This is a genomic window from Clostridium fungisolvens, from assembly GCF_014193895.1.
GTDB lineage: Bacteria > Bacillota > Clostridia > Clostridiales > Clostridiaceae > Clostridium_AR > Clostridium_AR fungisolvens.
Genome location: NZ_BLZR01000002.1, coordinates 130,500 through 155,128, shown reverse-complemented (window position 1 = coordinate 155,128; position 24,629 = coordinate 130,500). Strand labels below are relative to the sequence as shown.

Below are 24,629 nucleotides of genomic sequence, written 5' to 3'. Positions count from 1 at the left end.
TTTTGGGATGTATCACCTTTTAATATATATGAATTTTAAAGTTTTCAACCTAGCTAGATATAGATGTTTCAGTAGTTTTACAGTTTTTTATGGATATACAATAAAATAAAACTTATTAGTATGCCAGAAGCTATACACTATGTTCAGAAAAGGCGGGTGCGCAAAAAAAATCACTGAAGAAAATCACTTCAGCGATCTTTTTTGAAATATGACATGGAGATGTTCCTATTTCAATATCTATATTAGATTCGTAAAAAGTCATACAGTATATAGTGTTTTATCAAATACATCTGTTCAAACTTCCGACATTGATAGTATTTGTTAAATTACTTACTTAATACATAAATATGTTTTATATTTCAATGACATGTCTATAATTTAAATAAATATGATTAAGAACCATATACTGTGTAATGAATATTTTATAAATAAGTATAGATTTAGGGCTAGGAGGCTTATATGAAAATAGGGTTAGTGTTGGCAGGTGGTGGAGGAAGAGGCGCTTATCAAATAGGGGTATGGAGAGCCTTAGTTGATTTAGGGTTTGATAAATATATTAAGGTTGTTTCAGGAACCTCTATAGGAGCATTAAATGCAGTTTTATTTATGTGTGGAGATGTAGATAAAGCAGAAGATTTATGGCTCAACTTATCAAGAGACGAAATTTTACCTGCTAAAAATATAGAATTAATGAAGAAAAGTTTAATGTTAGCTTGGGGATCAAGGAACATAAATTTTGTTAAAAAGTATATTCCGAAAACTTTGGAAATGGGAAATATATCAAGGCAAGGACTAATTGATCTGATGAATAAACATATAGATTTTGAAAAGGTACAGAGATCTCAAATAACTTGCTATGCTGCTTGCAGTGAAATGCCTTCCATTAAACCTAAGTATTTTAAGCTAAATGAATATGATGAGAATGGAATAAAGGAGATACTATTGGCTAGTTCTGCTATACCGGTTGTATATGAAAGTAAAGAAATCGAAACTAGAAAATATTTAGATGGAGCTATGTGTGACAATTTACCAATCCAACCACTCTACGGAGATGGTTGTGACATAATAATAGCTGTAAACTTATCTCTTGTAAGCGAAGTAGATAGAGCTGCGTTTCCAAATGCTAAAATAATTGAAATAATACCTAGTGAAATGGACGAGGGTGTTCTTAGTGCAACTTTAGATTTTACACCTAACGGTGCTAGAAAAAGAATCAAGCAAGGTTATGATGATACAAAAAATCTATTTGAACCTATTATAGAGCTAACAAAATATAATTTAATGAAACTTCCTCAAGATGTTGTAGCCAATGTTGGCAAGAAGTTGTTAAAACAATCTAATAGGTTTAGAGATATTATAGTAAATAATAGAAATGAATAATATTAATTTAAAATTAGATTTTTCGGTGATTTGGTATATCTTTATAATAAAAGCAATAATTGAATTAAATAGTGATGAATTAAAAATATGCATATGGGGACATTAATATTATATTATAAGTTTTGGAGGTTTTTGTATGCAGACAGGTATTGTAAAATGGTTTGATAATGAAAAAGGATATGGATTTATATCGGCAAATGCAGGTGATGATGTTTTTGTTCATCATTCTCAAATTAAAGAAAAAGGACCAAGTAAAGATCTTCATGAAGGAGAAGAAGTCTCTTTTGATGTTGTTCAAAAAGAAAAGGGTCCTCAAGCAATAAATGTGGAGAAGATGTAAGGGTATATTAATTTAGTAGCATTAATCTATATAAAGGCAATCAACGTAGAATTAGGTATAATTTAATGATAACTAAATATGATAGCTTTAAATCTAAACCTATTTTAAAACCTCTGACGGATTCTTAACAGAGGTTTTAAAATATCAATAAGCATTATAAAGTTATCTGTTTATAATGCTTATTATTTTACGTATTCTTTTGCAACAATATAACGAATTGTGAAGTTGCGGATGTATTAGAGGTTGCTTTATAAAATTCACCAAAATTATAATAGTATCTATGAGTATGAGGTTATAGTCAATTAGCTTTAGAATTTTAGGATATTATTAAGACGTTTTGATGCCTCAAATAACCAGTTACTTGGTGGGTTGACTGTAAAAGCAAAGAAAATTAATGTACAGATGATTAGAAATAAAAATGACAATAAGTTTAAGTATGGATAATTTCTGTTTAAGGTTAAGATTCTAAAAGATAACATCTGACTTAATATGCATATAACTGCAAATATAATGTTGATATTTATTGTTAGGTTATTAATTAGATTATATTTAAATAGTAGGTAAGAGATGCTTAACAATATACTCATAAATATAACCTCTAATGCCTTTGCAGTAAAAAAGTTATCTGCACTTTCTTTTAATGATAAGTTTTCTATCAAAGAGAAAAGTATAATTGAAAAGAAGCCTATCTTTAAGTTTTCCCATATACTGTTATTAACTACGCTAAACAATCCTATAATAAAGTTTTGATTTAAGGTTTTATAAGCAAACTCTAGAGTAAACCCAACTAATATAAGGAAAGGTATTCCTATAACTTCCCATAACAACAGTTCACCTTTTTTGTGTTTCATTAATTAGCACTTCCTAGAAAGGTATAGTTTATTATTTATTGACTATAATAAACTCCTCTTATATTATTTCTTACATTAGAAGTATGATTAATATATAAGATTTATTACAAACAGTGAATTAAATTACATGATATAATTTCAAGGATTTTTAAAGAAGTATAAAATAATTATGTAGTAAACAATAAAAAATAGAGAGCTTTTAATATAAAACAATCAATATGCATATAAAATTTAGCGGAAACATAACCAGGTGTATCAATATGAGGAAATTCGCAAATTATAAAGAAAAAATTATCTATTTAAGAATAAAGTGATTAATTTAAGGAATTAATATATTTGTAACTATATGTAGCATGTTATTATAAAACACGTCGCTGAAACAAGTAGTGACGAAGACACGAAAGTAAAATTTATCTTTAAAAATAAGTTTTAAAAAAGTGTTGACAAAGAAATCTTACGGTGGTAAGATATAAAAGCTGTCAGAAAAACAGCAAAACAACTTGGTCTTTGAAAATTAAACAGAGAAGATAAACAAAGTCTAAAACTAGACTTAAACTAAACCAGCAATTCTTTTGAAAAAAGACTTACTAAGTAAGTAAGCTATGATTAAACTTTAAATTGAGAGTTTGATCCTGGCTCAGGACGAACGCTGGCGGCGTGCCTAACACATGCAAGTCGAGCGGAGAAAGTTCTTCGGAACTTTCTTAGCGGCGGACGGGTGAGTAACACGTGGGTAACCTGCCTTATAGAGGGGGATAGCCTTCCGAAAGGAAGATTAATACCGCATAACATTTTCGTTTCGCATGAAATGAAAATCAAAGGAGCAATCCGCTATAAGATGGACCCGCGGCGCATTAGCTAGTTGGTGAGGTAATGGCTCACCAAGGCGACGATGCGTAGCCGACCTGAGAGGGTGATCGGCCACATTGGAACTGAGATACGGTCCAGACTCCTACGGGAGGCAGCAGTGGGGAATATTGCACAATGGGGGAAACCCTGATGCAGCAACGCCGCGTGAGTGATGAAGGCCTTCGGGTTGTAAAGCTCTGTCTTTGGGGACGATAATGACGGTACCCAAGGAGGAAGCCACGGCTAACTACGTGCCAGCAGCCGCGGTAATACGTAGGTGGCAAGCGTTGTCCGGATTTACTGGGCGTAAAGGGAGCGTAGGTGGATATTTAAGTGGGATGTGAAATACCTGAGCTTAACTTGGGTGCTGCATTCCAAACTGGATATCTAGAGTGCAGGAGAGGAAAGTGGAATTCCTAGTGTAGCGGTGAAATGCGTAGAGATTAGGAAGAACACCAGTGGCGAAGGCGACTTTCTGGACTGTAACTGACACTGAGGCTCGAAAGCGTGGGGAGCAAACAGGATTAGATACCCTGGTAGTCCACGCCGTAAACGATGGATACTAGGTGTGGGGGTTTCAACACCTCCGTGCCGCCGTTAACACAATAAGTATCCCGCCTGGGGAGTACGGTCGCAAGATTAAAACTCAAAGGAATTGACGGGGGCCCGCACAAGCAGCGGAGCATGTGGTTTAATTCGAAGCAACGCGAAGAACCTTACCTAGACTTGACATCTCCTGAATTACCCTTAACCGGGGAAGTCGGTACCTTTGGTACCGACAGGAAGACAGGTGGTGCATGGTTGTCGTCAGCTCGTGTCGTGAGATGTTGGGTTAAGTCCCGCAACGAGCGCAACCCTTATTGTTAGTTGCTACCATTTAGTTGAGCACTCTAGCGAGACTGCCCGGGTTAACCGGGAGGAAGGTGGGGATGACGTCAAATCATCATGCCCCTTATGTCTAGGGCTACACACGTGCTACAATGGCAAGTACAAAGAGACGCAAGACCGTGAGGTGGAGCAAATCTCAAAAACTTGTCCCAGTTCGGATTGTAGGCTGAAACTCGCCTACATGAAGCCGGAGTTGCTAGTAATCGCGAATCAGCATGTCGCGGTGAATACGTTCCCGGGCCTTGTACACACCGCCCGTCACACCATGAGAGTTGGCAATACCCGAAGTCTGTGAGCTAACCCGTAAGGGAGGCAGCAGCCGAAGGTAGGGTCAGCGATTGGGGTGAAGTCGTAACAAGGTAGCCGTAGGAGAACCTGCGGCTGGATCACCTCCTTTCTATGGAGAAATTATTAAGTACTGATGCATTTCAGGCTTAATATATACGAATTCTGGTTAGAATCTCTCTCTGTTTAATTTTGAGATACCAAGTATCTCAGATTGTTCTTTGAAAATTGCACATAAGTTAAAGTAAAGATATTTACTATTCTTTGTAATAAATTGATTGCTAAAATGCACGCTAGTATTTTAGTAAATCAGCAAATTTGTAACTCAAATTTGATTTGATAGGTCAAGCTACAAAGGGCGCATGGTGAATGCCTTGGCATCAAGAGCCGAAGAAGGACGTGACAAGCTGCGATAAGCTTTGGGTAGGCGCAAATAGCCTGTGATCCAAAGATCTCCGAATGAGGAAACTCACGTAGGTAACCCTACGTATCCTATAGTGAATACATAGCTATAGGAGGGTAAACCTAGGGAACTGAAACATCTAAGTACCTAGAGGAAGAGAAAGAAAAATCGATTCCGTCAGTAGCGGCGAGCGAAATCGGAAGAGCCCAAACCAAAGATTTATCTTTGGGGTTGCGGACAGAACATAACATTGGTGGCTATTGTAATTGAAGATATCTGGAAAGATACACCGTAGAAGGTAATAGTCCTGTAAGTGAAACAAGAAGACCATAGTTCTGCTCCAGAGTACCACGAGACACGTGAAACCTTGTGGGAAGCAGGGAGGACCACCTCCCAAGGCTAAATACTACTTGATGACCGATAGTGAAGAAGTACCGTGAGGGAAAGGTGAAAAGAACCCCGGGAGGGGAGTGAAATAGAACCTGAAACCGTGTGCCTACAACCGATCATAGCACCATATGTGTGTGATGATGTGCTTTTTGTAGAACGAGCCAACGAGTTACGGTATGTAGCGAGGTTAAGTACTTAAGGTACGGAGCCGAAGGGAAACCGAGTCTGAATAGGGCGACTAGTTGCATGCCGTAGACCCGAAACCGGGTGACCTATCCATGGCCAGGTTGAAGCGAAGGTAAAACTTCGTGGAGGACCGAACCACGTTGGTGTTGAAAAACCATGGGATGAGCTGTGGATAGCGGAGAAATTCCAATCGAACTCGGAGATAGCTGGTTCTCCCCGAAATAGCTTTAGGGCTAGCGTCGGATATGACTAATGGAGGTAGAGCACTGAATGGGCTAGGGGGCATATCGCTTACCGAACCTTATCAAACTCCGAATGCCATATAGTATTAGTCCGGCAGTCAGACTGCGAATGATAAGATCCGTAGTCAAAAGGGAAACAGCCCAGATCGTCAGCTAAGGTCCCAAAGTATAAGTTAAGTGGAAAAGGATGTGGGATTTCTAAGACAACTAGGATGTTGGCTTAGAAGCAGCCACTCATTAAAAGAGTGCGTAATAGCTCACTAGTCGAGAGATCCTGCGCCGAAGATGTTCGGGGCTCAAACTTATCACCGAAGCTACGGCTAGCAGATTTATCTGCTGGGGTAGGGGAGCGTCGTAATCGGGCTGAAGTCGTACCGTAAGGAGCGGTGGACTGATTACGAGTGAGTATGTTGGCATCAGTAGCGAGAACTAGGTGAGAATCCTAGTGGCCGAAAACCTAAGGTTTCCTCAGGAAGGCTCGTCCGCTGAGGGTTAGTCGGGACCTAAGCCGAGGCCGAAAGGCGTAGGTGATGGACAATCGGTTGATATTCCGATACTACTGCAAATCGTTATTACCGATGGAGTGACGCAGGAAGATAGAGTGTGCTAGCTATTGGATGCTAGTCTAAGCACTTAGGTATACAGGTAGGCAAATCCGCCTGTATTAGCTGAGGTGTGATGGGGAAGGCCTTTTAGGCTGAAGTACTTGATTCTACGCTGCCAAGAAAAGCTTCTAGGGAGAAATGTAGTACCCGTACCGCAAACCGACACAGGTAGGTGAGGAGAGAATCCTAAGGCCGGCGGAAGAATTACAGTTAAGGAACTCGGCAAATTGACCCCGTAACTTCGGGAGAAGGGGTGCCTACGAGAGTAGGTCGCAGAGAATAGGCCCAAGCAACTGTTTAGCAAAAACACAGGTCTCTGCTAAAGCGAAAGCTGATGTATAGGGGCTGACGCCTGCCCGGTGCTGGAAGGTTAAGGGGAATCGTTAGCGGTAACGCGAAGCGGTGAACTTAAGCCCCAGTAAACGGCGGCCGTAACTATAACGGTCCTAAGGTAGCGAAATTCCTTGTCAGGTAAGTTCTGACCCGCACGAATGGCGTAATGACTTGGGCACTGTCTCAACTGTAAATCCGGCGAAGTTGTAGTGCAAGTGAAGATGCTTGCTACCCGCGATTGGACGGAAAGACCCCGTAGAGCTTTACTGTAGCTTAGCATTGAGTTTCGGTATTGTCTGTACAGGATAGGTGGGAGACTTGGAAGCATCCTCGTTAGGGGATGTGGAGTCGTCCTTGGGATACCACCCTGACAGTACTGGGATTCTAACCGGGCACCATGAAGCTGGTGACGGGACATTGTTAGGTGGGCAGTTTGACTGGGGCGGTCGCCTCCAAAAAAGTAACGGAGGCGCCCAAAGGTTCCCTCAGAACGGTCGGAAATCGTTCGTAGAGTGCAAAGGCAGAAGGGAGCCTGACTGCGACACCCACAAGTGGAGCAGGGACGAAAGTCGGGCTTAGTGATCCGGTGGTACCTCGTGGGAGGGCCATCGCTCAACGGATAAAAGCTACCTCGGGGATAACAGGCTGATCTCCCCCAAGAGTCCACATCGACGGGGAGGTTTGGCACCTCGATGTCGGCTCGTCGCATCCTGGGGCTGAAGTAGGTCCCAAGGGTTGGGCTGTTCGCCCATTAAAGCGGCACGCGAGCTGGGTTCAGAACGTCGTGAGACAGTTCGGTCCCTATCCGTCGCGGGCGTAGGAAATTTGAGAGGAGCTGTCCTTAGTACGAGAGGACCGGGATGGACTGACCTCTGGTGCACCAGTTGTTCCGCCAGGAGCATAGCTGGGTAGCTACGTCGGGAAGGGATAAACGCTGAAAGCATCTAAGCGTGAAGCCCACCTCAAGATTAGATTTCCCATAGCGTAAGCTAGTAAGACCCCTCGAAGAACACGAGGTTGATAGGTCGGAGGTGTAAGCATGGTAACATGTTCAGCTGACCGATACTAATAGGTCGAGGGCTTGACCAATACAAGATATTACAAAGTAAACTTAAGTGCAATTTTGAAAGAATAATCTTTCTTATATTTAGAAAAAATTCTTGTTGACAAGAAGAAAAAGTCTAGATATAATATTCACTGTGGTCAAATTAATGACTACAAACTGAATATCTGGTAATGATGCGTCTTAGGGTTACACCCGTACCCATACCGAACACGAAGGTTAAGACTTAGACGGCTGATGGTACTGCATGGGCGACTGTGTGGGAGAGTAAGTGGTTGCCAGGTTAGTAAGGATCTTTAGCTCAGTTGGTTAGAGCAACCGGCTCATAACCGGTAGGTCCGGGGTTCGAGTCCCTGAAGGTCCACCATATTTGGGGGTATAGCTCAGTTGGGAGAGCACCTGCCTTGCACGCAGGGGGTCAAGAGTTCGAATCTCTTTATCTCCACCAAAGTAAACCATGAACTTAATGTTCATGGTTTTTTTGTTTGCAAATAATTAAATAATTATAATGCAACTAACTTATAGGTTTTGAATAGAATATTCTAAGACAAATATATATAAATCTACACCTCCAGCTATATAACCTTAGCATAACTATGTTATGAGTACTTACCAAAGATAAGGAGGTAGAATTATGCATTTAATATACTTATTTGTCATAGCTTTTGTAAATAGTATTGATAACATTGGTATAGGTGTTGCGTACAGTGTTGGCAGAATAAAGATTGGATTTTACAAAAATATAATTATATCATCTATAGCATTTCTAGTGTCCTATATAGCTGCTATTTCTGGCAATATGGTATCGAATTTTTTAAGTGATAATATTTGTACAATGTTGAGTGTGATAATATTGGTAGTTATGGGGAGTAAGATGATAATCAAATCTATCTTAGAAAAAAGTGATGATGACGAATATAAAGTTAAAAATATAAAATACACCGAGGTTATATCAATAGGATTGGTATTGGCTCTTGATGATGTAGGAAGTTCAGTAAGTTCAGGGTTATCAGGTTATTCACCTTTCGCAATATCACTACCATATTTTATTATAAGTATTATGATCTTTATGTTGTCTGACTATGGTACAAGGTTCTTTGGAAAACTTAAGATTGGTAAAAAAGCAACCATAATATCAGGTGTAGTAATGATATTGATGGGGTTGTTAGAATTAGTGGGATAGGTCAAAAGAAGTGTATGGAAGTATGTAATCCTACTTATACTAATATAAGATCATTATAATAAGCACCTATAAATACTATAGGTGCTTATTTGTAAATAAATAAAAGCTATTATATTAATAGTTTTCAGCCAATACCTCAAAGTAAGATTGAGAATGGGCACAAGCAGGACAAGCTATAGGGGCATCCTGTCCTATATAGATATATCCACAATTTATGCACTTCCACGAAACTTCAATATCCTTTGAAAAAACTTTATTATTTTCTATATTACTGAGAAGAGCTCTATATCTTTCTTCATGATGCTTTTCTACTTCTGCTATTTTTCTATAAACGGCTGCTATTACTGGAAAGCCTTCAGCCTCAGCCTCATCTGCAAAAGTAGGGTATAGGTCTGTCCATTCCTCGTTTTCTCCGTCAGCAGCAGCTTTAAGATTAACTTTTGTATCTCCATAGGCTACAGGATATGTGGCTGTTATTTCTACATTATCAACTCCTAAGCCTTCACTTAAAAACTTAAAGAACCTTTTTGCATGCTCTTTTTCATTTTCGGCAGTTTCTATAAATAGATTTGATATTTGGACAAATCCTTCTTTTTTTGCAATAGATGCGTAATAAGTATATCTGTTTCTAGCTTGGGATTCTCCTGCAAAGGACTTCAATAAGTTTTCTGATGTTTTAGTACCTTTTAAAGATTTCAAATTTATCCCCTCCAATATTTTTATGTAGTATTGTATTCTTCATCATATTCATAAATTCCTGCATTAATTGATGTCTTAAAAATAGTTTACAAGGCTACCTCAGTTTATGACAAAAAATATATATTATTGTAATAATAATGATAAACTTTTTAATGGTAAACATATTAAAATAAATATATAATATTTAAATAAGATAATGTAAAGGATTGTATATTTATGTTTCGAAAAAAATTTAGAACTATATTAATTAATTTATCAATTTTTATAGGATGTAATTTATTGATAGGTTTAATATACTCATTGCCAATGATATATTATGGTCCATTTGATAATCTAAAGGAGATGGTAGTAACATCAGCAATGACAACATATAGACATCAATATTTAGCTACTTGGTTTTTGGACAAGGATCAGATAAATGAAATTATGAATAAGAACAAGATAGATACTACAGATAATTCCGATATTAAGGATATATCTGTGGCTGTATCCACATCTGCTGAGACAAACTCTAGTATTGACACAGATATGCCAGTAAATAAAACAGAAGGTGTTGAGCTTGTTAGTATAAATGAAAATAGATACAAAGGTTATCTATTGATAGTTAAAGATCCAAAAAGAATTGAACTTGGAGTTACTAAGGATCTTACAAAGTTTGGAGTAAAGTTAGATGATATGTCTAAGGAAAATGATGCGGTTGGAGGAATAAATGCTGGTGGTTTTGAAGATGAAAATGGACAAGGTAATGGAGGAACTCCCACTGGTATAGTGGTTAAGGACGGTGAAATTCTTTATAAGACAAAAAGTGATAGTTACTCAATTGTAGGTTTTAATAAACAGGGAATTTTAATACTTGGTAATTATTCTTTATCCCAAATAAAAGAGCTAGATTTAAAGGCAGCTGTTTCTTTTGAACCTTTTTTAATAGTTAATGGAAAAACTACTATAAAGTCTGGAAATGGTGGATGGGGATTAGCTCCAAGGACTGTTATAGGACAAAGAAAAGATGGGACAGTATTAATGCTTGTAACTGAGGGAAGAAAGCTAACTATGCCTGGAGCAACATTGAAAGATGTACAAGATATTATGTTAAAATATGAAGCATATAACGCTGCAAATTTAGATGGAGGATCTTCGTCAACTATTTATTGGGATAATAAGGTGTTAAATGATCCATCAAGTATGGATGGAGTTAGGTTTATACCCACTGCATTTTTAATTAAATAAGAAAGAGGTATATAAGTTAATGAAGAAAAGGTTTATTATAATTGCAATATATCTGCTTGTAGCAATAGCTTTACAGACATCAGTTCTAGCATTGATAAATTATAAATACCTGGCAGGTTTCAGTGCGCCTGATAAAGTAGTAGATTCTAAGCAAGTTGAAGCACCAAAACCAGTTGAAAAGAAAAATCTAATAGAAGCTGGTGCAGCTGATATTAAGGCATCTGAAAGCAATAAGTATGTATCATATATAAAAGATAATCAATTAAAATATTTAATTTTAGATAAATATGATAGTGCTGTTGCTTCAGAGGTAAAGCCATATCTGTATATTTGGTTATATGATGATAAGATATTATATATAAATAATACAAAAGATAATACTAATAACTACGAGTTCTATATATATGATATAGATAAGAAGGAAAAAAACTTGGTAGCAACTTTAAAACTTCAAGATGAAAATGCACAGCTTGAGAAAGTAGTTAGTTCAAGTTTAAAGAACTTACTTTTTGTAAAAGTAAAGAATTATGGAAAAGAGCAGGTATTGAAATTAAATACTCAGCAAGGGGTATTTGAAGATGTAAATACACAAGCTAGGGATATTGAGGATTTATTAGTTATACCGCATGAAGATAAAATTATATATAATACAAAAAGTTTAAATAAATTTTATATAAGTTATATTGGTAAAACTATATCACTAAGAGAAAATGGTCAACAAGTATTATTAGGTGTAGATAATTCAGATAGAGTATTTATAGGAATAAGTAAGAATGATATTATAACGTCTATATATTATGGACTCATAAATGAGGGAATTGATTCGTGGACAAAGGTCCAAGTTAAAAATAATGTTAAGAAAGACAATATTATGATATCAAAAGATGGAAAAATTTTTGAGTTAAACCAAGAAAATCAGATTATAAAATCAGTTGTAGGAGATAAAGAGCTTACTTATAAGGGAACTTATCTAAATGTGAAAGACAATAATATACTATCAATAAAGGATAATGAAGTTATAGTTAATAAGCCTGAATCTATTGTGAAAAATTAAAATTATATATTTAAGACATAATAAGAGAAATTAGTAGCTTTTAGAAATAGCTATTAATTTCTCTTATTTGTTATATAGAAAAATATAAGGTTTCTATACCAGCGGATAAATCTAATAATTTCAGATGGTAAGATGTTTTTTTAGTGAATACAGTGAAAAATAAAACTTATTCCCTTGCTAGATTTTTTGCAAGTATGTTGGGGGCAGTAGGTGGACAAAAAAGTCGCTTTTGCTACTTTTCTATCTGACTAAAAATCATAAAACTTGCCCATATTTATAAATGAGAAATTATTAATTTATTCTTACATAAATAAACTAATAATTATCTAATAAAAATATAAAAAAAATGCAATGAAAAAGTTATCATAAAAAAAGTTCTATTGACTGGTAGAAAAATCAGGAGTAAAATATATTTTGCATAGAAAATGTTTCGATGCGAAATATTCTTTGGCGAAATGTTTGCGTGCGAAATACAAGTAGAAGGTGATAAACTTAATGGACGAAGTAAATAGAGGTGTTGAATTAGTTAGAAAACTTAAAAATATAGGAAAGTTATTTAAAAGAAGTATGGGCAATCATTTTGAGCAAATGGGATTGACTCAATCACAAGGAATGCTTATAGGGGTATTATGTCATCAAGGTGATATGAAAATAAGTGATTTGAGTGAAAAACTAGGGCTTTCAAATAGTACAGTATCAGGAATAATTGATAGACTTGAAAAACAAGGGTTAGTTGAAAGAAAGAGAAGTAAAGAGGATAAGAGGATAGTATTTGTCAGTGTAACCGAAGAGTTTTTGAAAAATTTTAAAGAAAACTTTTCACAAGTTGAAAAGAAATTAGAACGTATAGCAAGTGAAGCTACTACTGAAGAATTAGATATAGTGCTTAATGGATTAGATACCTTAGAGAAAATAATGAGAAGGAATTCTTAAAAAATTTAACTTTTCTAATGGGTATGTAAAGTAATTTTTTACTGTAAGAGAAAGTATACAGTTTCCAATGTAGTTAGACCTAGTAATTTAAATATAATATATGTACTAAATTATGAAGAAGGAGTGAATGCATTAATGGTTAAGTTAGCTAAATATGTAAAGCCATTTATTTTGCCAATAATAGTTGCAATAGCATTACTGTTTGTACAGGCAATGACTGATCTGGCATTACCAGATTACATGTCAAATATAGTAAACAAAGGGATTCAACAAAATGGTATTGAAAGTGCGGTGCCTACAGCTGTAAGACAAAGCCAAATGAATAAATTAGAATTGTTTATGAGTGAAGATAATAAAAAAGAGGTCATGGATAACTATACTTTAGTAGATAAATCTAGTGCAGACTATGATAAGTATGTTAAAGATTATCCACAATTAGAGAAGGAACCAATATATGTATTAAAAGATATTAGTAACTCAGAAATTGATACTTTGAATCCTATACTAGGTAAAGCCTTTTTAGCTGTATCTGGAGTAGATAAGATGAAGAGTGAAGCAAAAGACGGAAAGATATCCTTTGGAGGAAAAGATATACCTGCAAATACTGACCTTTTTGCTTTATTAGGTAAGTTACCAGCAGATCAAAGATCAAAATTAAGTGAAGATATGAACAAAAAATTTGAGGAATTAGGAGACAGCATGGTTGTTCAAGCTGCAGTAGTTCCAATAAAAGATGAATATAAAGCTTTAGGGGTAAATACTGATAAAATCCAAAGCAACTATATAAAGAAAGCTGGAGTAATAATGCTAGGCGTTTCATTATTAGGTGCATTGTGTACTGTAATGGTTGGTTTCTTAGGGGCTAGAGTAGCAGCAGGACTTTCAAGAAACTTACGTAAAGATGTATTTACAAAGGTTGAAAGCTTTTCTAATACAGAATTTGATAAATTCTCAACAGCATCTCTTATTACAAGAACAACAAACGATATAACTCAAATACAAACAGTTTTAGTTATGATGATTAGAATGGTATTCTATGCACCAATAATGGGTGTAGGTGGAGTAATTAGAGCATTGCAAAAGAGTAGTTCAATGTCTTGGATTATAGCAGTGGCAGTTATAGCTTTATTAGGTTTAATAATGGTTGTATTTACAGTAGCTTTACCTAAATTTAAGGCGATTCAAAAACTTATAGATAGATTGAATCTTGTTACTAGAGAAAATCTTTCAGGTATGATGGTAATAAGAGCATTTAGTACTCAAAGATTTGAAGAGCAAAGATTTGATAAGGCTAATAAGGACTTAACTAGCACTAATCTTTTTGTAAATAGAGTTATGGTATCTATGATGCCTGTAATGATGCTTATAATGAATGGTATTACTCTTCTTATTGTATGGGTTGGTGCTCATCAAATAGCAGATTCATCAATGCAAGTTGGTGATATGATGGCATTTATGCAATATGCTATGCAAATAATATTCTCATTCTTAATGTTATCGATGATGTTTATAATGATTCCAAGAGCATCTGTTGCTGCTGATCGTATTGCTGAAGTTTTAGCGATAAAGCCAGCAATTGTTGATAAAAAGGACCCTAAACATTTGGCTAAGGAAATAGATGGTACTATAGAATTCAAAAATGTATCATTTAGATATCCTGGTGCTGAGGAAGATGTAGTTAAAAATATAAACTTTAAAGCTTTACCAGGTCAAACTACAGCAATAATAGGATCTACAGGAGCAGGAAAGACTACCCTTGTAAATTTAGTTCCACGTTTTTACGATGTTACAGAAGGTCAGATATTAATTGATGGTGTAGATATAAGAGAAGTACCTCAAGGCGAGCTTCGAGATAAGATAGGGTATGTGCCACAAAAAGGAGCATTATTTAGCGGTACTATAGAATCAAACTTAAAATATGCTGATGAAAATTCTTCAGAAGAAAACATTAAAAGAGCAGCTGAAATAGCCCAAGCAATGGAATTCATAAATGAAAAGTCAGAAGGTTTTAGAACTGAAATATCTCAAGGTGGTACCAATGTATCTGGTGGGCAAAAGCAAAGACTTTCTATTGCAAGAGCTCTAGTAAAGAGACCTGAAATATATATATTTGATGATAGTTTCTCGGCTCTTGATTTTAAGACAGATGCAGCGCTTAGAAAAGCACTTAAGAAACAAACGGGTTCAAGCACAGTGCTTTTAGTTGCACAACGTATATCAACTATCATGAATGCTGAACAAATTATAGTGCTTGATGAAGGGAAGATTGTAGGTGTTGGAACACATAAAGAACTTATGACCAATTGTCCTACTTACCAAGAAATAGCTTCATCACAGCTTTCAAAGGAGGAATTAGCATGAGTGAACATAATAAAAGAACAGGCGCACAGAGAAGAGGGCCAGGAGGACATGGACCTGGCGGCCCTATGATGCAGGGTGGCGAAAAAGCTCGTGATTTTAAAGGTACCATGGCAAAACTAATTAAGTATTTAAGTGAATTTAAATTATCAATATTAGTTGTTATAATATTTGCTGTAGCTAGTACTATTTTTACTATAGTTGGACCAAAGATACTAGGAAAAGCAACAACAAAGTTGTTTGAGGGTATCACTAGTAAAATTAGTGGTAGTGGCAATGGTATAGATTTTAATTATATAGGTAATATAATTGGATTACTTCTAGTGTTGTATATTGTAAGTGCTCTATTCAGTTATATACAAGGGTGGATAATGTCTGGAGTTACTATGAAGGTAACATACAGGTTAAGAAAAGATATATCCGAAAAGATTAACCGCATCCCTCTAAAATACTTTGATGGAACAAATCATGGAGAAGTTTTATCCCGTGTTACTAATGATGTTGATACAATAAGTCAGACATTAAATCAGAGCTTGACTCAGATAATCACATCAGTAACCAGTGTAATTGGTGTTCTTTCTATGATGTTTAGTATAAACTGGTTAATGACTGTTGTAGCGTTATGTGTAATTCCAGTATCGATGATATTTATTATGATAATTGTTAAGAATTCTCAAAGATATTTTAAGGAACAACAAGACTATTTAGGTCATGTTAATGGACATATAGAAGAAATGTATGGCGGACATCTAGTAATGAAGGCTTTTAACGGAGAAGGAAAAAGTGTTGCTAAGTTTCAGGATTTAAATAATACACTTTATAAATCTGCTTGGAAGTCCCAGTTTTTATCAGGTCTTATGATGCCTATTATGGGCTTTGTAGGAAATTTAGGATATGTTGCAATATCTATATTAGGTGGATATCTTGCTGCTAAGAAGGCAATAACTGTTGGAGATATTCAAGCTTTTATTCAATACGTACGTTCATTTACACAACCAATAACTCAGCTTGCTAATATATCAAATATACTTCAACAAACCGCAGCCTCATCAGAACGTGTATTTGAGTTCTTAGAAGTAGAAGAAGAAGTTGCTGAAGTTCAAAACCCAGTTAAGCTTGAAAAAGTTGATGGAAGAGTTGATTTTAATCATGTTCACTTTGGATATAATCCTGATAAGACTATAATAAATAATTTCTCTGCTTCAGTAAAGCCAGGTCAAAAGGTAGCCATAGTTGGACCAACTGGTGCAGGTAAGACTACAATGATTAAGCTTCTAATGAGATTCTATGATGTAAATGAAGGCGCTATCATGATTGATGGTCATGACATAAGAAACTTTACACGTGGAGATTTAAGAGGCATGTTTGGTATGGTATTACAAGATACTTGGCTATATAATACGTCTATAATGGAAAATATAAGATACGGTAGACTTGATGCTACTGATGAAGAGGTTGTAGCTGCTGCTAAGGCGGCTCATGTAGATAGCTTTGTTCATACATTACCAGATGGATATAACATGATCCTTAACGAAGAGGCTTCAAATATATCTCAAGGTCAAAAACAGCTTATAACAATCGCTAGAGCAATACTTGCAGATCCTAGTATATTAATACTAGATGAAGCTACAAGCTCAGTAGATACTCGTACAGAAGTGCAAATACAAAAGGCTATGAACAATCTTATGAAGAACAGAACAAGCTTTATAATAGCTCATCGTTTATCAACTATACGTGATGCTGATTTAATACTTGTTATGAATCATGGAGATATCGTTGAGCAGGGTAGCCATGAACAGCTTCTAGCAGAAGGTGGATTCTATGCTAACCTTTATAACAGCCAATTTGAAAGCACTCAAGTTAGCTAATAGTTTATAAATTAAGAGCAAAATGCTATTGATAAGTGTTTATTATCAGTAGCATTTTTTGCTGTAAAGAAAATTGTAAAATTTTTATGCCGATTAAATCTAGATATTTTAATGCTTTTCGAAGCTTTTTATTGAGATACAGTAAAAAAAATAAAACTTTGTCGCCTAGCAGAAATAATGTAAGTACTGAATTATTGACTAAAAGATAAATTTGATAAATAATTAGAATGGATAATTAAGGGTGATAATTTAGTAGGGGGATTTAAGTATGGACATAAATATAAGACAAGCTGCTATTGAGGATTGCGATGAATTATATAATATAAGACAAATGCCAAAGGTTATGGAGAATATATTATCTTATAAAAATGAGCCTAAGGATGGCCTAAGGAATAGATTTTTAAATAAGGGAAATGACCTTTGGATTGTATCAGAAGCTGAAAATAGAGTAGTCGGGTTAATTATTTTATCAATGCATAATAATCCTAGAAAGAAACATGTGGGATACATAACTATCATGGTAAATAGTGATTATCATGGGATGGGGATAGGATCTAAGCTCATGTCCACTATTACTGACATAGCTGATAACAAACTTAAATTAAAAAGATTGGAGCTATCTGTTTTTATAGAAAATGAAAGAGCAATAAAATTATATAAGAAGTTTGGATTTGATATAGAGGGTATAGCTAAAATGTCAGCACTTAGAAACGGAATTTATAGTGATGAATATCATATGGCAAGAATGTTACTGGGTTAATTTGAATTAATACTATAAGAACAATTAGATGTATTAAAATTTACAAGCTTATTTAAAGCCTGGCTATCTCTTAAAGATAGTAAGGCTTTTATTTTTATGTATGAAAGTATAAAATTTACAGTTTCCATAAGATTAGGTGATTAAATGTTTGTAGAGGTTTTTATAACTATACAGTAAAAAATAAAAATTATTTATAAATTTATGTAATTTATTTTAAAAAGCTACGTTTTATTAATTGAAGATCTTCAAAATTAGTTTACGGAGGAAGCCATGAACTTTGAAACTGCAGATTATATAGCTGAAATTAGGCAAAAGAACGAAAAAGCCATGGAATTTGTTATAGGTAAGTATAGCAAGTTATTATATAAAGTGGTTTATACTGTCTTAGGACAATTTAAAGATGATGGATATATAGAAGAATGCTTAAGTGATATATTTTTATCTATATGGAACAACTCAGATAAGTTCATAGGGGATAAGGATAAGTTTAAAAGCTGGATTTGTGCTATTGCAAAATACAAGGCTATTGATTATAGCAGAAAGAGAATAAGAACTGCACAGGTAGGTAATATAGAAGAAATCTTTATAGCCAGTAATGAAAGTGTGGAAGAAGAATATCTAATGAAAGAATATAAGGATAAACTTCTTGAACTTATAGAAAAGATGGAGGAGCCATATAGAAGTATATTTATAAAAAGGTATTTTTTAGGTGATTCCTCGGACGAGATATCAAAAGATCTAGGACTAACAAGATCAAATGTAAACACTCATCTTAGTAGAGGCAGGAAGGTTTTAAGGGAAAAGCTAAAACTGGCATTAGGGGAGGTGTTATAAATGAAGGATATATATGAATTATTTAATGAAATAGATCTAGATTCGGAACAGTATGATTCAATGGATATAAAAGTTCCAAAAGACTTGGATAAAACACTTATTAAAAATTTTAGAAAAGATAAATACAATAAAAGTAGATTTAACTTTAACATAAAAAATACTAGCAAGGTAGCTGTAATAGCATTAGTGATTATTAGCGGTATAACAGTATCAAGTATAGCAAGGGCTAAGGATATAAGTTTCATAGGACCTTTTATGGAGTATTTAAATGCTAGATCTACAATAGCTAATTCTGAGTATGTAAAATATGAAAATGATGTTAATTTAGAGGCTAAAGATAAAAATATAATTGTAAGACTAAACTCTGTAGTTTATGATGGAAGCTATATTTATTTTTCATATAAAGTGAAGGATGGAAACAACAATAATATAGTAGATGACGAAAGGGACGTTCATATAAGTCAGCTAAAAATAAATAATAGTAATATTGATCTTGAAGAAAAACTTCTTAAAGATCAAGGGATAGAGAAGAAATATATAGCTTATGATACGGAAATTAGTTATGGAGATGCAAAGGTAGATAGTCAAGTTATTATAACAAGAATTGATATTAAGTCATGTAAAGTTGATGATAAGGCTAATATAAGTTTTTCCTTAAATAAGGTTAGAGATGTAAGTGGTAATTGGGATTTTAAGTTTCAAATATCTAAGAATCAGTTAGTAGATAAAACTAAGAGATATGAAAACTTGGGTCAATTAAAGGTGAATGATAAAGTAAAGTTTGATTTAGAAGCCATAACATTTTCACCGCTAGGAACGACTATAGAAAATACAATAGTTGCAAATAAATCAAGTTTTCAAAAGTTTATCGATGGAAAATTTACAAACCTTGGATTTAGTTATGTCTTAGTTAATGACAAAGGTGAGGAAATTTTTAGCCTAGGAGAAAAGACTATAGGCGAAGAGGATAAAAATAATAATTCAATAACAAAAAGATATAGCAGATTTACTGCATTTAAGGAAGTGCCTAAATCCTTAACAATAATTCCTAGAGTACAAAAGAGTGAAGATTTAAATTGGAACTTTGATGCCTACAAATATGTTAAGTTAAGCGATATAAAACAGGGCCAATATATAGCTCAAGGTAAGGATTGTGGAATAGTTATAAATTCCATAGTTAAGAAAGATGGCAATACTGTAGTCAATATAAGCTTTAAAGGCTTGGATATAATTGAAAGAAGCAATATATTTGTGACTAGGGATATGGATAGATATAAAAAGTATTTTGCTATGGAAGAAGGAAAGTCAAAAGATATGGAATATCTACATATAGTTGTAGATCCAGCAGAACATTATAACGGTGGAATCGAAAGAAGATATTCCAAAGAAGGAAATGAATATACCTTTAGTAATATTAGTGAAAGTGACTACCTAGTGATACCACAATATGATGATAAATTTAAACTCGATATGAAAAATACAAAAACGATTGATTTTACTAAATAATATCTTAGTATATGCTACTTAGAAATTAGCAAGGTTTTAAGTGAAATTAAGGTAGAGACCTAAAATTATATAGTCATAGAATTGTTAAATTTGATGGAATAAATAGTTAGGCCAATAATCTAAAGATATGATGATAAAAGACATAATAAATTGAGAGAATGTAGGTATTTCCTTGGAAATAAACAGATTTACACAGGTTTTGTCAGATTAAGTGTTTATAAATCAATATATTAATGCCAAAAAATTACTTAGGGAAATTAAATCTAATAAAGTCTACTAACCATGGATAAAAATCCTGGTGAGTAGACTTTATATTTATGTTGCAATAATTTTTAGAATTTTACAGATGGTACTTTCTCAGCACCTTCAGCTGCTTTGAAGTATTGTTTATCTTGATATTTTCCACCAAAAAACATATTAACAAAGAATTTTCTCTTATAGCTGTTAAAGTCCTTAACTGAGTCATTATAATCTTTTCTTGAAACAGCTATTCTGTTTTCAGTACCAGCTAATTCATCTTGAAGCTTTAGATAATTTTCATTAGCTTTAAGATTTGGATAGTTTTCAACTATTACATTAAGACCTCTTAGAGCAGTAGTTATTTGTGCATCAGCATTTGCTTTATCTTGTACTGTAGTTGAATTTGTAAGTTTGCTTCTTGCATCAGCTAAATCTTTAAAAACTTGTTCTTCATGTTTGGTATAACCTTTAACTGTCTCTACAAGATTAGGAATTAAATCATTTCTTCTTTGCAACTGATTATCTATTTGACTGAATTTAGAATTAACATTCTCATCCTTTGAAACTAGGTTATTATAAGCACTTACATAAACTCCTACGCCTATTAATGCGACAAGTATTATAGCCCCTATAACAATTAAAAAACTTTTTTTATTCATACAACTTAAACCTCCAAGTATTAATATTTATTACCAACCGCCAGATGATCCTCCTCCGCCAGAGTCTCCTCCACCAAAGCTATCAGAACCACCGGAACCACCACCACCGAAGCCTCCAAAGCCACCACCGCCGAAACCTCCACCATAGTAGAAACCGCCTCCACCACGACGTCCTCTACCACGAGAAGAAAAGATAATAATTAAAAATATTATCATCCCAATTCCCTTAAGAACAGTTTCAGCTTTATTAGAAATTGATTTATTAGCGATGTTATCTGAGTCATCAGAGATTTTGTCAGGAACATCATTTGTGTAATTTGTTACATCAACATTATACTCTTGTCCAATATCTCCTATTATTCTTTTATAGGTAGTAATGATGCCTTTATCATATTGGTTTTCTTTAAAGTATCCAGACATTTCTCTTAAATATGAACCTACTTTTCCATCAGGTAATATACCTTCTAACCCATAACCCACCTCGATTCTAAACTTCCTATCATTTTTTGAGATTAGGATTAGAACACCGTTATTTTTTTCTTTATTTCCAATGCCCCATTTTCTAAATAGATTATTTGCATAGTCTTCTATGGAAGAGCCATTTAATGAATCTATAGTAACAACTGCAACCTCTGCTGTAGTCTTATTTCTTATATCATTTGAGGTTGAAAGTACATAGTTTTTAGTATCATTAGAAAACATCTTTGCATAGTCTTGAAAGAAAATATCTGATGTTGGTTTATTAGGTAAGTCATTAGAGGAAGCGCCTGATAATATTGATGATAATAGCAATATTAAGGGCAAAATAAATTTATAATATTTTTTCATAAAGATCTCCTCTTTTATTAAATTATATACCTATATGCAATTATTATACTAGAAATACATAAGTTGTACATATTTGGGTAAGTATTTATTAAGTTAAATTAAGCTAAAATATATAAGCCTTAGTAGTGGATTCACATTTATAGTTTATGTATAAATGATAAAAGTTATAAAGAAAATATTAAAAAATACTTATTTTATTAAACTATTATTAATAAATAATAGTTGACAATAGATAACGATTATTGGTATCATTGGAACATGAAATGCTTTGACTATCAAAGTATTATTTGTTATAAGTAGCCATATCACTAAGGTCAAGCTGGTTTTGCGTATAACTTGTTTTTAAATATTAGACTATGTTTAATTTAAACACGGTGCTTTAACAGCGACAAATATTAAAACCTCATAAAATATATAAGTTTAAAGTAATTGTAACTTAAAGCTTTATAAATTTTTAAGTGGTTGAGCGTTATATGTAAGACTATTAGGGGTTACTACTTATAAATAACTTCAGAAAGGATGTCATTAGATGAAAGAATTTCATGATATAACTTGGTATGTAAAGAGAATAACTAAAGAAATGCCAGAAGATATAAGAAAGCCTGTTCCACAGAGATTATTAGGAGGCCTAGCATATATAATTGTTATAACAGGTTGTATGATTGCCATGAAGCAATTAAATATGAATGTAATAGCTAGTTTGCTTTTTTCAATTATATTAGGCTTTAGTTTTGCTGCTATGGGATTTTTAGGGCATGAGATACTACATGGAACTGTAGTAAGAAAACCATGGTTAAGAAATTTACTTGGAGGATTAGCTTTTGCACCATTAAGCGTAAGCCCAAGGCTTTGGATAAAGTGGCATAATATAACTCATCATGCACATACACAAGATGTAGAGAAGGACCCAGATGCATGGATTAGTTTAGAGCAATTATTAAAAAGTCCTAAGATTGTTAGATGGGTGTATACATTGCCTTTGAATTTTAGAGCGTTTATAAGCTTTTTATCTCTAACTTTTACCTTTTCAATGCATACAATGAGGATGTTCTTTACTTATATTAGTGAGTTTAAATCAAAAAAATTTGGAGTATGGCTGCAAATGCTAGTACCTTGGGGTGTGTGGATAGGATTATTAACTTATGTTGGTTTTAATAAATGGATTTTTATGTATCTAATTCCATTACTCATAGGGAACTTTATTGTAATGGCATATATATCAACTAATCATAGACTAAATCCATTGGTACCAGTGAATGACCCATTAGCAAATAGTCTTTCTGTAACAGTTCCAAAATGGATTGATGTATTACATTTTAATTTTTCTTATCATGTAGAGCATCATATGTTTCCAGGTATAAATCCTAAATATTATCCTATAGTAAAGGAAAAAATATTAGAATTTTGGCCGGAGAGGTATTTCCAAATGTCACTAGTGAAAGCACTTGTAGCTCTTTGGAAGACTCCAAGAATATATTACAATGAAACAGAATTCTTAGATCCAAGAAATAAAAACTCTTATAAATCATTAGGTAATGGATTGGATATTAAAAATATAACTTATAGAAAATCTAAATTGAATACAAACTAAGATGTTCTTTATCCAATGTATTACATGTTAAAGGCAATTTAAAATTTTTATTAAAAAAATATAGAACTTGTCTGCCTGTGAAGTTTTGTTATATACGTCAGGAAGACGAATATGAAAAAATAGCTAATGAAATGAACATTAGCTATTTTTATTAACGAATTTAAATTCTTTAATTTATTTAAGTTTTCTATATCCACTAAGTGCTAATAGAAGTTGAGATGGAAGGTAAAAAAACCATATTAAAAAATAGATAGTCATGCTTAATGAATCTATATTGTAGTATTCAGTTATTAATGGATATAATCCAACATTGATATCACACATGAAAAATAAAGCTATTCCAAGGGCTATCATTAAAGAGCTATGTTTGTAATAAAACCTACTTCTAAGTGTTGAGAATGCAAGTATAAAGCTGTTTATGAGTATGGTTCCATAGAGTAAAGCTAAATAATAAAGCTTAGTGTCGATATTTTTAGGTTTTAGAAAAATTCCTAGAAAAAGCATTGCTGAAGATAATAAAACTAAGATTTTTATAGTTGTAGCATTTAAGTTTATTGTTCTAGAGTGCCTTACTATATAAGAGATTTGTACAAATATAAACATAAAAATTCCGAGTTCTGGTGATTCCAATATTATAAAGAAAAAATCTGCAATGGTAGTAAGAAATAGAGCTGTTTGAAGTAATCTTTTATCTCTTGTATCATAGCAATTATCTTCAATAAGCATACTTAAAAAGAAACATAGCAGAATGTAGCAATATTTAATTATTGAGGGAAGAGAGAAATCAACATTTCTTGTAAGTATATAGGATATCAAGAAGTAGATATATATAAATAAATTTATAAATATAATTAATTTGAAATATAAGTTTTTCAATTTAAAAGACCTCTGGTTATAATATATTAGTTTAATAGAAAGTAACTCTATTCAACTTATATATAGTATGCGAGAAATGAAAACTTATTATTTTATTCTTGGAAAATTATAATGAAGTAGAATCTTAGACAACTAAGTTTTAGTATAAGAAAAGAATATTTATTTCAAATTTAAATGTGCACCACCTTAAGACGACAA

At 33.6% G+C, this 24,629-nt stretch carries 17 protein-coding genes, 2 tRNA genes and 3 rRNA genes; 17 read left to right on the top strand and 5 right to left on the bottom strand.

The genetic code is table 11. The features are described 5' to 3' along the window. Positions 1-459: 459 nt before the first annotated feature. Entirely contained in the window at positions 460-1,380 is a 921-nt protein-coding gene (locus bsdtw1_RS23055; protein ID WP_183280000.1) for a patatin-like phospholipase family protein, read from the top strand. Between the two features lie 136 nt (positions 1,381-1,516). Then, a complete protein-coding gene (locus bsdtw1_RS23050) occupies positions 1,517-1,720 on the top strand; it encodes a cold-shock protein (protein ID WP_183279999.1) in 204 nt (67 codons plus the stop codon). A 308-nt stretch (positions 1,721-2,028) separates the two neighbouring features. On the opposite strand, the gene bsdtw1_RS23045 is transcribed toward bsdtw1_RS23050, so the two are convergent. Next, positions 2,029-2,571 carry a DUF6512 family protein gene (locus bsdtw1_RS23045; protein ID WP_183279998.1) on the bottom strand — a complete coding sequence of 181 codons (543 nt, stop codon included), beginning with the start codon at positions 2,569-2,571 and terminating at the stop codon, positions 2,029-2,031. Positions 2,572-3,185: 614 nt separating this feature from the next. Here bsdtw1_RS23045 and bsdtw1_RS23040 point away from each other — a divergent pair. The 6 genes from bsdtw1_RS23040 (at position 3,186) to bsdtw1_RS23015 (ending at position 8,998) form a co-directional block, all read left to right on the top strand. Further along, positions 3,186-4,705, top strand: a 16S ribosomal RNA gene (locus bsdtw1_RS23040). 230 nt (positions 4,706-4,935) lie between these two features. After that, positions 4,936-7,841 (top strand): 23S ribosomal RNA (locus bsdtw1_RS23035). A 140-nt stretch (positions 7,842-7,981) separates the two neighbouring features. After that, a 5S ribosomal RNA gene (gene rrf, locus bsdtw1_RS23030) occupies positions 7,982-8,099 on the top strand. The 16S, 23S and 5S rRNA genes sit together here with 2 tRNA genes alongside, the layout of an rRNA operon. 6 nt (positions 8,100-8,105) lie before the next feature. Then, positions 8,106-8,182 (top strand) — tRNA-Ile (locus tag bsdtw1_RS23025). Between the two features lie 5 nt (positions 8,183-8,187). Beyond that, positions 8,188-8,263: transfer RNA gene (locus bsdtw1_RS23020), tRNA-Ala, on the top strand. A gap of 186 nt (positions 8,264-8,449) precedes the next feature. Then, on the top strand, positions 8,450-8,998 hold the full coding sequence (locus tag bsdtw1_RS23015) for a manganese efflux pump MntP (RefSeq protein ID WP_183279997.1): 549 nt from the start codon (positions 8,450-8,452) through the stop codon (positions 8,996-8,998). A 114-nt stretch (positions 8,999-9,112) separates the two neighbouring features. On the opposite strand, the gene rbr is transcribed toward bsdtw1_RS23015, so the two are convergent. Beyond that, positions 9,113-9,697: a rubrerythrin gene (gene rbr / locus bsdtw1_RS23010; RefSeq protein WP_183279996.1), complete on the bottom strand. Its 585-nt coding sequence runs from the start codon at positions 9,695-9,697 to the stop codon at positions 9,113-9,115. Between the two features lie 279 nt (positions 9,698-9,976). On the opposite strand from rbr, the gene bsdtw1_RS23005 reads away from it, so the two are divergent. The 8 genes from bsdtw1_RS23005 to bsdtw1_RS22970 all read left to right on the top strand — a co-directional run bounded on the left by bsdtw1_RS23005 (position 9,977) and on the right by bsdtw1_RS22970 (position 20,237). Beyond that, a complete protein-coding gene (locus bsdtw1_RS23005) occupies positions 9,977-10,924 on the top strand; it encodes a phosphodiester glycosidase family protein (RefSeq protein WP_183279995.1) in 948 nt (315 codons plus the stop codon). Between the two features lie 19 nt (positions 10,925-10,943). Continuing rightward, on the top strand, positions 10,944-11,978 hold the full coding sequence (locus tag bsdtw1_RS23000) for a hypothetical protein (RefSeq protein ID WP_183279994.1): 1,035 nt from the start codon (positions 10,944-10,946) through the stop codon (positions 11,976-11,978). A 495-nt stretch (positions 11,979-12,473) separates the two neighbouring features. Further along, positions 12,474-12,911 carry a MarR family winged helix-turn-helix transcriptional regulator gene (locus bsdtw1_RS22995; protein WP_183279993.1) on the top strand — a complete coding sequence of 146 codons (438 nt, stop codon included), beginning with the start codon at positions 12,474-12,476 and terminating at the stop codon, positions 12,909-12,911. A 135-nt stretch (positions 12,912-13,046) separates the two neighbouring features. Next, on the top strand, positions 13,047-15,272 hold the full coding sequence (locus bsdtw1_RS22990; protein WP_183279992.1) for an ABC transporter ATP-binding protein: 2,226 nt from the start codon (positions 13,047-13,049) through the stop codon (positions 15,270-15,272). Then, positions 15,269-17,137, top strand: coding sequence for an ABC transporter ATP-binding protein (locus tag bsdtw1_RS22985; RefSeq protein ID WP_183279991.1), 1,869 nt, complete (start codon positions 15,269-15,271; stop codon positions 17,135-17,137). Before bsdtw1_RS22990 ends, bsdtw1_RS22985 begins: the two co-directional genes overlap by 4 nt. Before the next feature lie 268 nt (positions 17,138-17,405). Then, positions 17,406-17,897, top strand: a complete 492-nt coding sequence (locus bsdtw1_RS22980; RefSeq protein ID WP_183279990.1) for a GNAT family N-acetyltransferase — start codon at positions 17,406-17,408, stop codon at positions 17,895-17,897. A 270-nt stretch (positions 17,898-18,167) separates the two neighbouring features. Next, positions 18,168-18,731 carry a sigma-70 family RNA polymerase sigma factor gene (locus bsdtw1_RS22975; protein ID WP_183279989.1) on the top strand — a complete coding sequence of 188 codons (564 nt, stop codon included), beginning with the start codon at positions 18,168-18,170 and terminating at the stop codon, positions 18,729-18,731. Beyond that, positions 18,732-20,237 (top strand): DUF4179 domain-containing protein, encoded by a 1,506-nt coding sequence (locus bsdtw1_RS22970; protein WP_183279988.1) that lies wholly within the window; start codon positions 18,732-18,734, stop codon positions 20,235-20,237. Positions 20,238-20,569: 332 nt separating this feature from the next. On the opposite strand, the gene bsdtw1_RS22965 is transcribed toward bsdtw1_RS22970, so the two are convergent. After that, entirely contained in the window at positions 20,570-21,136 is a 567-nt protein-coding gene (locus bsdtw1_RS22965) for a LemA family protein (RefSeq protein WP_183279987.1), read from the bottom strand. A 30-nt stretch (positions 21,137-21,166) separates the two neighbouring features. Beyond that, positions 21,167-21,964, bottom strand: coding sequence for a TPM domain-containing protein (locus bsdtw1_RS22960; protein WP_183279986.1), 798 nt, complete (start codon positions 21,962-21,964; stop codon positions 21,167-21,169). 529 nt (positions 21,965-22,493) lie between these two features. Between bsdtw1_RS22960 and desB the strand changes: the two genes are divergently transcribed. Then, on the top strand, positions 22,494-23,555 hold the full coding sequence (gene desB / locus bsdtw1_RS22955; protein ID WP_183279985.1) for a Delta(10) desaturase DesB: 1,062 nt from the start codon (positions 22,494-22,496) through the stop codon (positions 23,553-23,555). Between the two features lie 174 nt (positions 23,556-23,729). Here desB and bsdtw1_RS22950 read toward each other — a convergent pair whose 3' ends face one another. Next, positions 23,730-24,281 carry a lysoplasmalogenase family protein gene (locus tag bsdtw1_RS22950; RefSeq protein WP_183279984.1) on the bottom strand — a complete coding sequence of 184 codons (552 nt, stop codon included), beginning with the start codon at positions 24,279-24,281 and terminating at the stop codon, positions 23,730-23,732. Positions 24,282-24,629: the final 348 nt, after the last annotated feature.

Excerpts from the sequence above, each read along its gene's own strand:
- bsdtw1_RS22970 (WP_183279988.1), top strand. The coding sequence starts at position 18,732 with ATGAAGGATATATATGAATTATTTAATGAAATAGATCTAGATTCGGAA.
- bsdtw1_RS22980 (WP_183279990.1), top strand. The coding sequence starts at position 17,406 with ATGGACATAAATATAAGACAAGCTGCTATTGAGGATTGCGATGAATTA.
- bsdtw1_RS22985 (WP_183279991.1), top strand. The coding sequence starts at position 15,269 with ATGAGTGAACATAATAAAAGAACAGGCGCACAGAGAAGAGGGCCAGGA.
- desB (WP_183279985.1), top strand. The coding sequence starts at position 22,494 with ATGAAAGAATTTCATGATATAACTTGGTATGTAAAGAGAATAACTAAA.
- bsdtw1_RS22950 (WP_183279984.1), bottom strand. The coding sequence starts at position 24,281 with ATGCTTATTGAAGATAATTGCTATGATACAAGAGATAAAAGATTACTT.
- bsdtw1_RS23000 (WP_183279994.1), top strand. The coding sequence starts at position 10,944 with ATGAAGAAAAGGTTTATTATAATTGCAATATATCTGCTTGTAGCAATA.
- bsdtw1_RS22960 (WP_183279986.1), bottom strand. The coding sequence starts at position 21,964 with ATGAAAAAATATTATAAATTTATTTTGCCCTTAATATTGCTATTATCA.
- bsdtw1_RS22995 (WP_183279993.1), top strand. The coding sequence starts at position 12,474 with ATGGACGAAGTAAATAGAGGTGTTGAATTAGTTAGAAAACTTAAAAAT.
- bsdtw1_RS22965 (WP_183279987.1), bottom strand. The coding sequence starts at position 21,136 with ATGAATAAAAAAAGTTTTTTAATTGTTATAGGGGCTATAATACTTGTC.
- bsdtw1_RS23045 (WP_183279998.1), bottom strand. The coding sequence starts at position 2,571 with ATGAAACACAAAAAAGGTGAACTGTTGTTATGGGAAGTTATAGGAATA.
- bsdtw1_RS23050 (WP_183279999.1), top strand. The coding sequence starts at position 1,517 with ATGCAGACAGGTATTGTAAAATGGTTTGATAATGAAAAAGGATATGGA.
- bsdtw1_RS22990 (WP_183279992.1), top strand. The coding sequence starts at position 13,047 with ATGGTTAAGTTAGCTAAATATGTAAAGCCATTTATTTTGCCAATAATA.
- bsdtw1_RS22975 (WP_183279989.1), top strand. The coding sequence starts at position 18,168 with ATGAACTTTGAAACTGCAGATTATATAGCTGAAATTAGGCAAAAGAAC.
- bsdtw1_RS23055 (WP_183280000.1), top strand. The coding sequence starts at position 460 with ATGAAAATAGGGTTAGTGTTGGCAGGTGGTGGAGGAAGAGGCGCTTAT.
- bsdtw1_RS23015 (WP_183279997.1), top strand. The coding sequence starts at position 8,450 with ATGCATTTAATATACTTATTTGTCATAGCTTTTGTAAATAGTATTGAT.